At 67.7% G+C, this 12,369-nt stretch carries 11 protein-coding genes; 3 read left to right on the top strand and 8 right to left on the bottom strand.

From position 1 onward, the window contains the following. Positions 1-10 precede the first annotated feature (10 nt). From P0592_RS15570 to P0592_RS15560, 3 genes are all read left to right on the top strand, one after another. Complete coding sequence (locus P0592_RS15570) at positions 11-556, top strand: gluconate 2-dehydrogenase subunit 3 family protein (protein ID WP_276271825.1); 546 nt, start codon at positions 11-13, stop codon at positions 554-556. 144 nt (positions 557-700) lie between these two features. Further along, positions 701-1,834, top strand: a complete 1,134-nt coding sequence (locus P0592_RS15565; protein ID WP_276271824.1) for an ABC transporter ATP-binding protein — start codon at positions 701-703, stop codon at positions 1,832-1,834. Next, positions 1,831-3,834, top strand: a complete 2,004-nt coding sequence (locus tag P0592_RS15560; RefSeq protein ID WP_276273947.1) for an ArnT family glycosyltransferase — start codon at positions 1,831-1,833, stop codon at positions 3,832-3,834. The genes P0592_RS15565 and P0592_RS15560 overlap by 4 nt, the downstream gene beginning before the upstream one ends. A gap of 39 nt (positions 3,835-3,873) precedes the next feature. Here the strand turns inward: P0592_RS15560 and P0592_RS15555 are convergent, their stop codons facing one another. The 8 genes from P0592_RS15555 to P0592_RS15520 form a co-directional block, all read right to left on the bottom strand. Further along, entirely contained in the window at positions 3,874-4,599 is a 726-nt protein-coding gene (locus tag P0592_RS15555; RefSeq protein ID WP_276271823.1) for a dolichyl-phosphate hexose transferase, read from the bottom strand. A 116-nt stretch (positions 4,600-4,715) separates the two neighbouring features. Beyond that, a complete protein-coding gene (gene trmB / locus P0592_RS15550) occupies positions 4,716-5,768 on the bottom strand; it encodes an HTH-type sugar sensing transcriptional regulator TrmB (protein WP_276271822.1) in 1,053 nt (350 codons plus the stop codon). A 49-nt stretch (positions 5,769-5,817) separates the two neighbouring features. Next, positions 5,818-6,963 (bottom strand): ABC transporter ATP-binding protein, encoded by a 1,146-nt coding sequence (locus tag P0592_RS15545; protein WP_276271821.1) that lies wholly within the window; start codon positions 6,961-6,963, stop codon positions 5,818-5,820. A 136-nt stretch (positions 6,964-7,099) separates the two neighbouring features. Then, positions 7,100-8,479: an ABC transporter substrate-binding protein gene (locus P0592_RS15540; protein ID WP_276271820.1), complete on the bottom strand. Its 1,380-nt coding sequence runs from the start codon at positions 8,477-8,479 to the stop codon at positions 7,100-7,102. Between the two features lie 242 nt (positions 8,480-8,721). Next, positions 8,722-9,786 carry a glucose 1-dehydrogenase gene (locus tag P0592_RS15535; protein WP_276271819.1) on the bottom strand — a complete coding sequence of 355 codons (1,065 nt, stop codon included), beginning with the start codon at positions 9,784-9,786 and terminating at the stop codon, positions 8,722-8,724. A 74-nt stretch (positions 9,787-9,860) separates the two neighbouring features. After that, positions 9,861-10,931, bottom strand: a complete 1,071-nt coding sequence (locus tag P0592_RS15530) for a Gfo/Idh/MocA family protein (protein ID WP_276271818.1) — start codon at positions 10,929-10,931, stop codon at positions 9,861-9,863. 35 nt (positions 10,932-10,966) lie between these two features. Further along, a complete protein-coding gene (locus P0592_RS15525) occupies positions 10,967-11,167 on the bottom strand; it encodes a DUF8005 family protein (protein ID WP_276271817.1) in 201 nt (66 codons plus the stop codon). Continuing rightward, positions 11,167-12,366, bottom strand: coding sequence for an ABC transporter ATP-binding protein (locus tag P0592_RS15520; RefSeq protein ID WP_276271816.1), 1,200 nt, complete (start codon positions 12,364-12,366; stop codon positions 11,167-11,169). The genes P0592_RS15525 and P0592_RS15520 overlap by 1 nt, the downstream gene beginning before the upstream one ends. Positions 12,367-12,369: the final 3 nt, after the last annotated feature.

Raw genomic sequence — 12,369 nt, 5'->3', positions numbered from 1 at the left:
CACGTCCGGTATGGAACTGAGTCGCCGGGACGCGCTCGCGGCCCTGTCGGCGGCCGGCGTCGCGGTCGGCGGCGGTACCGTCCTCCTCGCGGACGACGAGGGCGAGACCGACGCGTCCGTCCCCCCGGGGCCACTCGACGAAGCGGGCTTCGAGACGCTCACCGCGGCGGCCGAAGTGCTCTACCCCGACGACGTATCGGGCGTCGACGAGTTCGTCCGCCGCTTCGTCCGGGGGCGTGCGCGGGACCAACCCGACCACGCCGCGGGCATCGCCGACGCGGTCGCGTACCTCGACGAGTACGCGCGGGCGTGGTTCGACGACCGGTTCGCGTCGCTGGACGCCACGGCTCGGGAGCGGGCGCTCCGTCGGATGAACGCCGACACGGTCGAGCCCGACCCCGGGGGCTCCGACACACAGCGGGTCCGGTACTACGTCGTCAACGAACTGCTGTTCGCGCTGTACTCGTCTCCCACCGGGGGGAGACTGGTCGGCATCGAGAACCCACAGGGCCACCCCGGCGGGACACGGAGCTACCAACGGGGGCCGGACGCGTGACCGGCGTCGACCGATCCGCCGACGGCCGCCACCGTCGCCGCGATTCCGTTACGTACATCCCGCTGGTGTCCGCACTGGGAGACGAGCGACGCCGCTCGGTGCGGTACGCGGCGTCGGCCAGTCGCCCACAGGAGCGTCGATAAGATGGCACACCAACAGCGAGAACAGCGCGTCTCGGACTTCGACACGGTCGACGCGGCCGTCGAGGACCCGGAGCAGACCGTCCTCGAGATGGACGGCGTCACGAAGGACTACGGGCAGGAGGTGGCCGTCGACGACCTCTCGCTGTCGGTCAAGGACGGCGAACTGCTCACGCTGCTGGGTCCCTCCGGCTGCGGGAAGACGACGACGCTGCGTCTGCTCGCGGGGCTGGAGCGACCCACCGACGGATCGATCACCATCGCCGACGAGACGGTCACCGGCGGGGAGGACGGGTTCCGGCAGCCCGACCAGCGGGACGTGGGTATCGTGTTCCAGGACTACGCCCTGTTCCCACACCTCACGGTGGCCGAGAACGTCGCCTTCGGCCTGACCGACCACGACGAGGAGGCGACACAACAGCGGGTGGACGAACTCCTGGAGCTGGTCGACCTCACCGACCACCACGACAAGATGCCGAGCAACCTCTCGGGCGGCCAGCAACAGCGCGTGGCGCTCGCCCGCTCGCTGGCACCCGAGCCCGACGTCCTCCTGCTTGACGAGCCGTTCTCGAACCTCGACGTGCGCCTCCGCGTGGAGATGCGCGAGGAGGTCCGGAAGATCCTGAAACGGGCCGGCGTCACCGCCATCTCCGTCACCCACGACCAGGAGGAGGCGCTCTCGATCAGCGACCGCGTGGCGATCATGAACGACGGGACCGTCGCGCAGGTCGGCGATCCGGCCACGGTCTTCGAGAACCCGGAGAGTCGCTTCGTCGCGAGCTTCCTCGGGCAGGCGAGCTTCCTCTCCGGTCGCGTCACCGACGACGGCGTCGAGACCGGCCTCGGGACGTTCTCCCTGGACCGCCTGAACGGCTCGGTCGAGGCCTACGACGGTGCGATGGTGGACGTGCTCGTCCGGCCCGACGACCTCCGGGCCGTCCCGACGGGTGAACCCACCGCCGACGGCTACGTGGTCCACAGGCAGTACAACGGCCCGTCGTTCGTCTACCGCGTGAGCCTCCACAGCGACGACGTGGTCCACTGTATGCACAACCACGTCGAGACCTTCGACGCGGGAGAACCGGTCGAGGTCGACCTCGTCGCGGACCACGAACTGGCGTGGTACCCGACCGAATGAACCGCCTGCGGCGACCGCGGGTTCGGGCCGCCGTCGTCGCCCTGCTGGGCGGGCTCGTCGTCTTCTCCCTCGCACATCTCGTCTTCCCGTACCACTCGAGCAATCACGACGAGGCCGTCTACCTCCAGCAGGCCGCGCTGCTGCTGGAGGGACAGGTGTACCTCCACCCCCCGGTCGAGGACGCGTTCCGGCCGTGGTTCTTCGTCGACGGCGAGCGCGGGCTCTACGCGAAGTACACGCCGGTCGCGGCGGCGATGTTCGCCGTCGGGAAACTGCTGGGCGGCGCTCGTCTCGCCCTGGGTCTCGTCGCGGCGGGGACCCTCGCGGGTCTCTACCACACCGTCCGGGAGGCGTTCGACGCCCGCACCGGCGTCGTCGCGAGCGTCCTGTTGCTCGCGTCGCCGCTGTTCCTGGTGGACGCGTCGGTGTTTCTCTCGTACGTCCCGACGACGTTCTGGAACCTCGCGTTCGCGGCGAGCTATCTCCACGCCGACCGGCGTGGGAGCCGGAGAACGGCCGCGCTCGCCGGCTGTTGTACCGGTATCGCGTTCTTCACGCGGCCCTACACCGCCGTGCTGTTCGCGCTCCCGTTCATCTGCCACGCCTGCTGGTCGCTCCGGACGCCGGACCGGGGGACCGTCGAGCGCCTCGGACTCACCGCCGGCTTCGGCCTCGCCGGTGTCCTGCTGGCACTGGGGTACAACGTCCTCACCACGGGCGACCCGTTCGTCTTCCCGTATCAGGCCTTCGCGCCCGACGACGGGCTGGGGTTCGGCGAACGGTCGATCCTGGGCTACTCCCGGGAGTTCACGCCCGGCCTCTCCCTGCGGGCGAACGGTGAACTCCTCCGGAAGTTCGTGACGCAGTGGCTGGTCGCCGGGCCGCTGGGCACGGTCGCGGCCGTCCTCGGCCTCCTCGTCACGCGACGTCGGGGGTTCGACAGCCGGCAGGCGGCGCTGGCGGGCGTCTTCCTCACGGTCCCGCTCGGGAACCTCTACTTCTGGGGGACCGTCAATATGCTCGGGGAACTGTCCGATCCGACGGACGGGCTCGTCCGGTTCCTCGGGCCGTTCTACCACGTGGACCTGCTCGTCCCGGCCGTCGCCTTCGGAGCCGTGGGCGTCCTCTGGACGGGGAACGCCCTCAGGCGGACAGTCGAGGACCGGGTCGCGTCGGAGCGCGTCCGCCCGGTCCTCGCCGCCGTCGCGCTCGTCTGTGCCACGATCGGGGGCGGGGCAGCGGTCGTCGCGGCGGCGGAGCCGATTCAGGACAACTACACCGTCACACAGCAGTACGAGCGCGCCTACGAGCCGTTCGCGGAACGGGACCTCTCGGGGAGCGTCGTCTTCCTGCCGACTCCCTACGGCGACTGGCTGCACCACCCCTTCCAGTACCTCCGGAACGACCCCGGCTTCGACAGTGGGACGGTGTACGCGCTCCAGGAGCGGCAGTTCGCGGTCGTCGACAGCTATCCGGACCGGCGGTACTACCGCTACACCTACCGGGACGAGTGGGAACCCTACACCGGTCGCGCGGTCGAGCCGCGACTCCAGCGGGTACGGCTCGTCGAGGGGGAGACGGTGACCACGCGAGTCGACGCCGCGGCCCCACCGCAGGCACGGTTCACCTCCGTCGGACTGACCAACGGCGAGCAGTCAGTTCGGCGTGCGGTCGACGGAGCGAGTCCGCTGTCGCTGGGACTCGTGACCGACGCCGAGACCACGAGGCTCCGGGGGCTCCCCGCGAACGAGAGCGTCGCCGTCCCGACGCCCGACCGCGGGACGGTGACGCTGGTCGCGTTCGTGGACTACGGCACGGGGGCGGGGTACGAGTTCCGCGTGGAACTCCCGGTGGACGGTCGGTCCGGTGACGTGCGGGTACTCACGCCCCGGCTGGCGGTGTGCTGGTCGGCACAGCAGTGCGAGGGCCGGGCGGCCTACGTGCCCGGAAGCCACCAGTTCGACGTCGACCTGAACGTGACCCTCGACGCGGCGGCCTGATCCGGCGAGGCGAGACGAGAAGCGACCGCCCGATCGGCGTCACCGGACTCGTTCTTCGAGCGCGACCTTCGCGATCGACTTCGCGATGGCGGCCCCGCCGGAGAACGGGTCGAGTTTCGTCTCGCCCTTCCGCTCGTCGTACGGGATCGGACGCTCGCGCACGTCGTAGCCCCGCATCAGCGGGCGGATGAGCAGTTCGGCCGAGAGCCCCGTGTTCTCGGTCCAGTCGATCTTCTGGACGACGCTGCGGCGGTACGCCCGCATTCCGGTCGTCGTGTCGTGGGCCCGCTCGCCCATCAGGACGCTCGCGAGCAGCGCGAACAGCTCGTTGCCGAGCTTGTTCATCCCGGGCATCTCCTCGGCCCCGTAGTACAGCCGGTCGCCGCTGACCACGTCGGCCCCGTCGTTGATCTCCGCGAGGAAGTCCGGCAGCCGCTCCATCGGGTAGGTGTCGTCACAGTCCGTCGTGACGACGACCGGCCGGTCGGGCGTCAGGATCGCCTCGCGGACCGCGACGCCGTAGCCCTGTGGCTCCTGCTCGACGACGGTCGCACCGTGCTCGCGTGCGATCTCCGGCGTCCTGTCGGACGATCCGTCGACGCAGACGACTTCGGCTCGACCGTCGGTGACGTCGTCGATGTCCGAGAGGACGGAGCCGATTGCGGCCTCCTCGTTGTAGGTCCCCATCACGACCGCCACGTCGTCGAACGTGTACTCGCCGGACGCGTCCTCGTCGTCTGTCGCGCGTACTCGTTGCGTACTCATTACTACCTTCTGTTCGCTGGCCCTCCTTCAGTGTTTAGGTTCGCCAAAAAATAAGCGATCCGAGAGATACGTCCCGAGCGGCGTGGCGCTCCCCCGGACGTGGTCGTCTCCGGTTCTCAGATGCTCGGCGGCCCGTCGCGACCGATGCAGATCTCGTAGGCCTCGATGTCCTCGTAGGTCGCGACCTGGCCGCCGACGTCGATCTCGCCGTCCGCCGTCTCGATCACCAGCGTCGCGATCTCGCGGTTCGGACCGAACGACGCCTCCTCGACGCGGCCCTCGACGATCCAGCTCTCGCCCGTCGTCACGTCTCGGCCCTCGATCGTGGCGTAGAACTCCCCATCCAGCGTCGTCAGGTCGGAGATACACCGCCTGATCGTGCCGTACCGGCGCGGGAACGGCAGCTCCTTCCCGTCGCTCGCGATGACCTCCGCCGTGGTCCAGAGCACGGTGTTGAGGAAGCCCGAGACGAGAAAGCCCAGCTCCGAGCGGTTGAAGATGACGCCGTAGCGGTCCGTCTCGCCCCGCAGGGACTCCCGCGTGGCGTACAGCGAGTAGTTGCCGTCGGCGACGGCCACGACCGGGGTCGTGATGCCGCGACGCCCCTTGACCGTCGTCGCGACGGAGTGGTAGTCGAACTCCTCGGGGTCGGGTGCCTGGTCGGCCGGCGAGAGCAGGATCTCCGTCGCGATGCCGTCCCCGCGCCGGCCCGCCAACCGCGACTCGAACCGGTCGAGCAACGAGGGCGTCAGCGACAGCGTCAGTTCGTACTCGGCGGACTCGATGATGTCCTCGAGGTACCGGAGGATCGTCGGGCGGGACTTCACCAGCGACACCGCCTCCGGCTCGCGAGCGGGGGCCGTGTACCGCGCCGAGAGGTCCTCGACGAGGTCGTCGAGCGACGACTGGATGTCGCCGAACGCCTCTCGCGGGTCGACGGCCAGCACCTTCATCGGACGCGACTCCTTCAGTTCGACCAGTCCGACGTCGCTCAGGCTGCGGACGGTGTCGTACACCCGTGGCTGCGGGATATCCGTGTTCTCGGAGATCTCGGCGGCCGTGAGCTCGCCGTGCTGTAACACCGTCAGATAGGCGGTTATCTCGTACTCCCCCAGATTGAAGCGCGTGATGACCCGTTCGAGCGACGCCTCCAGGTCGTCACCGGACATACGACGGCGTTCGCCGAGGGGCTACAAAGGTGTTCGCTTCCTAACGGTGTCACTGGACCCGCGGCGTCTCCGCGTCTTCGAGCTCGCGGTTCTTGATCGCCTCGCCCGAGCGGGCGTCGAACAGGTGGACGGCCGACGACGGGAACGAGGCGACCAGTTCCTGTCCGCTGTCCACGCTCGTCATCCCGTCGATGACTGCGGTGAACAGGTTCTCCTCGGTGACGTCGCTCCCCTCGAAGACCAGGTGGACCGTGTTCTCGTCGCCCATCGGTTCGACGACGTCGACGGTGGCGCGGTAGTCGTGTGCGGACTCGACGGTCGACTTCAGGTCGATGTCCTCCGGCCGGATCCCCAACACGAGGTCGGACTCGCCGTCCACCGACGCCGCCAGCCCCTCGGTGAGTTCGTACTCGAAGTCGTCGGCCACGAGCGTCCCGTCCTCGACGCGCACGTCGAAGAAGTTCATCGAGGGCTCGCCGATGAAGCCGGCGACGAACAGGTTGTTAGGCTGGTGATAACACTCGAGCGGCGTCGCACACTGCTGGAGTCGCCCCTCGTCGAGGATGGCGACCCGATCGGACATCGTCATCGCTTCCACCTGGTTGTGGGTGACGTACACCGTCGTGACGTCGAGGTCGTCTTGGAGCTGCTGGAGCTCGGTGCGCATCTCCGCGCGCAGTTTGGCGTCGAGGTTGGCCAGCGGCTCGTCCATGAGGAAGACCTCGGGGTCCCGGACGATGGCCCGTCCCAGCGCCACGCGCTGTTGCTGGCCGCCCGAGAGCTCGCCCGGCGGCCGGTCGAGTAGGTCCTCGATACCCATCAGTTCCCCCGCGTCCTCGACGCGTTCGTCGATCTCGTCGTCGGGCATATCGGTGGACTCCTCCAGCCCGAACGCCATGTTCTCGCGTGCGCTCATATGGGGGTAGAGCGCGTAGTTCTGGAACACCATCGCCACGTCACGGTCGCGGGCGTCCACGTCGTTTACCACCCTGTCCCCGAGTCTGATCTCGCCCTCGGAGACCCGTTCGAGTCCGGCGATCATCCGCAGCGTCGTCGACTTCCCACACCCGGACGGACCCACCAGCACCAGGAACTCCCCGTCCTCGATGTCGACCGATACGTCGTCGACGGCGACGATCTGCTCACCGTCGTCGTCGAACACCTTGGTCACGTGGTCTAGCGTGAGACCTGCCATCGCTCGATAGGGCATAGATCGACTCCGTATTTTATCCTTCCCCTCTGGACGCGAGGTCACGCTCTCCGTCGGAGACAGTCGGGACTCATCGACGGCGAGGCGCGGAAAAAACGGAGCGACGGTCGCGAACCCGGACCTACAGGTTGCTGTAGGCGTCCTCGATCTGACTGATGACCTCGCTGTTCGAGGAGCCGGTGATCAGGGCGCTGATGGCGGAACCGACGCCGGACTTGACCGACGGCTTGACCGCCAGCCCGTGCTGCAGGGACGGCGGCTGTGCCTCGGAGTTCGTGAAGTCCTCGATCTGGTCCGTCGAGAAGGCGTTGAACGGCTCGGTGGAGACGTCCGACCGCGGCGGGATCGACCCCTTGAGGGGGTTGAACAGCCGCTGGCCTTCCTTGGACCCACAGTAGCGACACCAGTAGGTCGTCGCCTCCGGCGACGGGTTCGCGGTCGGGTACGGGAACGAGTCCATGTTCAGCATGTAGTACCCGTCGGTACCAGGGAAGGTGACCTGCCCCCAGTCCTCCTCGTAGGCGAAGTCCTCGACGCCGAAGTAGGCACCGGCGGCCCAGTCGCCCTGGTGGATGAAGCCGGCCTCGCCGTCGATGATCATGGTGTTCGCCTCGGTGAACGAGATGGAGCCCGCGTCGCTCGGGTAGTAGTCGCTGTAGGCGCGGACGGTGTCCAGCGCGTTCGCGATGGCGTCCTCGTTGGCGGAGATGTTCCCCTCGACCCACGTCGCGTTGTAGGTCTCGGCGTCCGTCTGGGCCAGGAAGATCGTCGCGAACATCTGGGTGGTCGACCAGGCGGAGCCGGTCTGGTGTGCCATCCCCGTGTAGCCCGCCTCGTCGACGGCCGCGAGCGCGTCCGTGACGTCCGAGGGCGTCGAGAGCGAGGACGGGTCGACGCCCGCCTCTTCGAGGACGTTACTGTTGTAGAACAGATTGTTGATGCGGTGGATGTTGAGCGGGACCGTCACGTAGTTCCCGGCCGGCTGGGCCACGTTCTTCGGTCCCTGCAGGTACGCATCCTTCATGCTGTTCTCGCTCCAGACGGAGTCCTCGATGTCCTCGAGGAGGTTGGCGTCGGTGAACGGGATCAGGTTCTTTCCGGGCCAGGCCTGCCACGTGCTCGGGTGGTTCCCGTTCTGGATGCGTGTCCGGATGTTGGTCCTGAGGTTCGTCCCGGCACCGCCGGCCACGAGGTTGTCGTTCGTGTCGACGTTGGGATAGGCCTCCTTGAAGCCCTCGAACAGGGCGTTGATGGCCTTGTTCCCGTCGCCCGACCCCCACCAGTGGGCGACTTCCAGCGTCTGGGTCGTGGTCGACGTGCTCTCGCCGTCGGAGCCGCCGTCGGACCCGCCGTCGCTGCCACCGTCGGACCCGCCGTCGCTGCCACCGTCGCCACCGGAGCCGCCGTCGCCACCACAGCCTGCGAGCGACGCGGCACCGGCCGCGCCGGCGATCCGGAGTGCGTTACGCCGTGTAAGTTTGTCAGAGGTTTCGTCAGTCATGGTTGCACCAATACCTCACCATTTCGTATTGAGGATGCACACTTAATACTTCTGTATGACAACAGCGCTCATTTTAGCATCGGAAGTCGAGACTGAATCACCTCCACGTCCTTCGATTTTCCCCACCGAAAACTTGCGAAGGGAGTATTCAGCAGCCGGGATATGTCAATCACTTCCCGGTTCGTTTCGGGCTCGACTGAGCCGAATCGAGCCGGTCGGAGCGCCGCCGAACACCGGTGGGGTCACAGCGAGTCGAACTCGACGACGGCCTTGATCTGGTCGTCGCCGTCCTCGAACGCCGGAGCCACGTCGTCGGGCGTCGCGACGGTGGTGATGACCTCGTCGAGCAGCCACTCGGGCATCGACGCCAGCGTGTCGACCGCGTACTCGAAGTGGACGATGTGGGAGTTGACCGTCCCGACCAGGCACTTGTTGTGCAAGACGAGTTCGTTGTGCAGCGAGCCGCCGTCGATCTCGAAGTCCCACGGTTCGGGGATGCCCAGCAGCGCACCGACCCCGTTGGGTGCGAGCGCGTGGACGGTCTGGAGACAGTGGGGGGCGAACCCTGTGGCCTCGTAGATGTAGTCCATCGACTCCTCCGCCTCGGGCAGCTCGTCGACCGGCGTCTCCCGCGAGTCCACGTAGGTGCCGCCGATCTCCTCGATGATGTCGATCGTCGGGTCGGGCCGGTCGCGGCGACCGACGCAGTAGGTCCGGTCGAACTCCTGGTCGAGCATCCAGAGCGTCAACAGCCCGAGCGAGCCGTTGCCCAGGACGCACGCGCTCTCGGGCCGCCACTCGAACGGTTCCCGGGTGCCGAACGCGTGTTCGTTGGCCTTCTCGGTGATGGAGATGGGCTCGACGAACAGCCCGTACTCCGCGAGGGAGTCGGGGATGGGGACGAGGAAGTCGGCCGGCGAGGTGAAGTACTCGGCCATGTAGCCGTGGCCGCCGACGATCCCCCGCTCGACGTACTCGCCCTCGGGTGCCATATCCGGCTCGCCCCGCCGGAAGTACTCGTTGGTCTCCCCGTCGGGCTTGCGCCTGACAGTCGGCACGACGACCTGTCCCTCGTCGAGGCCCGTCCCGTTGGGGTCTTCGACGACGCCGACCGCCTCGTGGCCCAAGACCATGTAGTCCTCGCCCTCGGGGTAGCCGCCGTGGGCACCCGCGATGACCTCGTGGTCCGTCCCGTCGACGCCGACACGGAGCGTCCGAACGAGTGCCTCCCCGCTGTCGGGTTCCGGTCGCTCGATGTCGAGTAGTTCGGGTTCGTCCCCGTCCCGTGTGACACCTACAGCTTTCATTTTTCTACCCGTACGTCAGAGTACACGGGATTAAGTCTTTCCTCACGACCGAGTAAACTCGTCCGTGAGTAAACCTACGAGAGCTGGACCGCCTCGCCGGCCTCGCTCGACCGGTAGATGGCGTCCATCACCCGCTGGACGGTGAGCGCCTGTTCGACGGTGTTTGTCTCCGGTGGCTCGCCGCTGGCGACGGCCTCCACGAACGCCCGCTGCTCGATTCCGTGGGCCTCCTCGTCGCGTGTCTCGATCTCGGTCGTCCGGTGGTGCATCGCACCGGTGGTCGACGTCTCGTACAGCGTCAGGGACCCGTCCGAGAGGTCCAGCCCCGCGCCGCCCTCGTCGCCCCGGACGTAGTACTGCTGGCTGTTGGGGCGGTTGGTCGCCCACGCGACCTCCAGCGTCACGGTCGAGCCGTCCGCACAGCGGACGAACGCGCTCGCGGAGTCGTCGACGCTGAACTCCTCGGGCCCCTGGTCCTCGCCCCACATCGTCACGTAGGCGTAGTCCTCGTCGGTCCCGAACTGGGCGCGGGTCTCGCCCGACACCTCGACCACGTCCGGGTAGCCGAGCAGGTACAGCGAGAGGTCGATGGCGTGGGCCCCGATGTCGATGAGCGACCCGCCGCCGGCGACGGACTCCCGCGTGAACCACGACCCGCGACCGGGGACGCCGCGCCGACGGATGTAGTCGGCCTCGACGTGGCTGACTTCCCCCAGCGTCCCGTCGGCCTCGTAGCCGCGCAGCGCCTGGACCGGGTTCGCGAACCGCTTGTGGAACCCGACCATACAGAACCCGTCGGCGTCGGCCGCCGCGTCCGCGATGCGCTCCGCGCTCTCCAGGGTGTGGGCAAGGGGCTTCTCGACGAAGACGTCAAGCCCCGCGCCGAGCGCGTCGACGACGTACTCCTCGTGGTACTTGTTCGGCGTCGTCACGAGGACGGCGTCGACAGTCTCGTACAGCTCCGTCGGGTCCTCGTAGACGGCGGCGTCGTACGCGTCGGCGAAGGCCGCTCGGGCGTCCGCGTCGACGTCGACGCCGCCGGCGATGACCTGGTCGAGCCCGGCGGATTCGAGCCGATCGCAGTGGAGGTGCGCGATGTTGCCCAGTCCGACGAACCCCAGTCGGACCGAGGAGAGGTCTACCATACCGGGGACCTTCGCCGCCGGTCAAAAAAGCGTTGTCAGTACAGTTGCTTCTCGCGCTCCTCGCGCTCCTCCTCGCGTTCCTGCTCGGCCTTCTCCGCGAGGCGACCGCGCCGGTACTGGACGATGCCCGGGATGATCTTGTTCTTCAGGTCCAGGGCGAACGACACGAACCCGTACGCCCAGAAGAAGAACAGGACGAGCATCAGCGACCAGTAGAGGGTCCCGGCGAGAGCCATCAGTCGTCGCTCTCGGCCTCGCTCCCGCTCAGCCCGCCGGTCGTGTCGACCGGGTCGAGCTCGTGGACGAGCGCCTCGCCGGAGGCGGTGTCGAACAGGTGGACCTTCCGGCGGTCGATGACCACCTCGATGTCCGTCTCCTCCTCGATCTCCGAGTCCGGTTCGACGCTCATCAGCAGCTGGTCGTTGGTCGCCCCCTCGTCGGCCGACATCGACGTCTCGCCGTCACCCAACAGCATGTAGGTGAAGATCTCGTCCCCCATCGGTTCGAGGATGTCGACGGTGGCCCGGATCGTCTCGGAGGGATCGGCGACCTCGTCGGCCACGTCGATGGGGTAGATGTCCTCCGGGCGGACGCCGACGGTCACCTGATCCCCGACGCCGACGCCCTCGACGGAGGCGGGGTCGAACCCGAGCGTGAAGTTCGGCGTCTCGATCCCCGTCTCGCCGACGGTCCCCTCGACGAAGTTCATCGACGGCGACCCGATGAAGCCGGCGACGAACAGGTTCGCCGGTTCGTTGTAGCAGGTCAGCGGCGGGTCGATCTGCTGGAGCGCCCCGCTGTTGAGGACGGCGATGCGGTCCGAGAGGGTCATCGCCTCCTCCTGGTCGTGAGTGACGTAGATGATCGTGGTGTCCAGCTCCTTGTGCAGGCGCTGGAGTTCGGTCCGCATGTGGACCTTGAGCTTGGCGTCGAGGTTGGCCAGCGGCTCGTCCATCAGGAACACGTCCGGCTCGCGGACGATGGCGCGGGCGATGGCGACGCGCTGACGCTGGCCCCCGGACATCTCGTCGGGCATCCGGTCGAGCATCCCCTCCAGCTGGACGATGTCGGCGGCCCGCTCGACCCGGCGGTCGATCTCGTCCTGGGGGTAGTCCCGCAGGCGGAGGCCGAAGCTGATGTTGTCGTAGACGTCCATGTGGGGGAACAGCGCGATGTTCTGGAAGACCATCGCGATGCCCCGGTCCTTCGGCGGGAGGTTGGTGACCTCGCGGTCGCCGATGTAGACCTCGCCCTCGGAGGGGATGGTCAGCCCGGCGATGGTCTCCATCGTGGTGGACTTGCCACAGCCGGAGGGACCGACGAAGCAGATGAACTCACCGTGGTCGACGTCTAAGTTCATATCGTCGACGGCCGTGACCGTCTCGCCCTGGTCGTCGTAGCGTTTCGTGACGTGTTCGAGTTTGACTCGTGCCATAGT

Origin of the sequence: Haloarcula litorea (genome assembly GCF_029338195.1) — an archaeon.
GTDB classification, from domain to species: domain Archaea; phylum Halobacteriota; class Halobacteria; order Halobacteriales; family Haloarculaceae; genus Haloarcula; species Haloarcula litorea.
This window is presented reverse-complemented; position numbering and strand designations above follow the sequence as displayed.

Bases quoted from the DNA above. Each gene is read 5' to 3' on its own strand.
- trmB (WP_276271822.1), bottom strand. From the start codon at position 5,768: ATGTCCGGTGACGACCTGGAGGCGTCGCTCGAACGGGTCATCACGCGC.
- P0592_RS15570 (WP_276271825.1), top strand. From the start codon at position 11: ATGGAACTGAGTCGCCGGGACGCGCTCGCGGCCCTGTCGGCGGCCGGC.
- P0592_RS15555 (WP_276271823.1), bottom strand. From the start codon at position 4,599: ATGAGTACGCAACGAGTACGCGCGACAGACGACGAGGACGCGTCCGGC.
- P0592_RS15560 (WP_276273947.1), top strand. From the start codon at position 1,831: ATGAACCGCCTGCGGCGACCGCGGGTTCGGGCCGCCGTCGTCGCCCTG.
- P0592_RS15545 (WP_276271821.1), bottom strand. From the start codon at position 6,963: ATGGCAGGTCTCACGCTAGACCACGTGACCAAGGTGTTCGACGACGAC.
- P0592_RS15540 (WP_276271820.1), bottom strand. From the start codon at position 8,479: ATGACTGACGAAACCTCTGACAAACTTACACGGCGTAACGCACTCCGG.
- P0592_RS15520 (WP_276271816.1), bottom strand. From the start codon at position 12,366: ATGGCACGAGTCAAACTCGAACACGTCACGAAACGCTACGACGACCAG.
- P0592_RS15535 (WP_276271819.1), bottom strand. From the start codon at position 9,786: ATGAAAGCTGTAGGTGTCACACGGGACGGGGACGAACCCGAACTACTC.
- P0592_RS15525 (WP_276271817.1), bottom strand. From the start codon at position 11,167: ATGGCTCTCGCCGGGACCCTCTACTGGTCGCTGATGCTCGTCCTGTTC.
- P0592_RS15565 (WP_276271824.1), top strand. From the start codon at position 701: ATGGCACACCAACAGCGAGAACAGCGCGTCTCGGACTTCGACACGGTC.
- P0592_RS15530 (WP_276271818.1), bottom strand. From the start codon at position 10,931: ATGGTAGACCTCTCCTCGGTCCGACTGGGGTTCGTCGGACTGGGCAAC.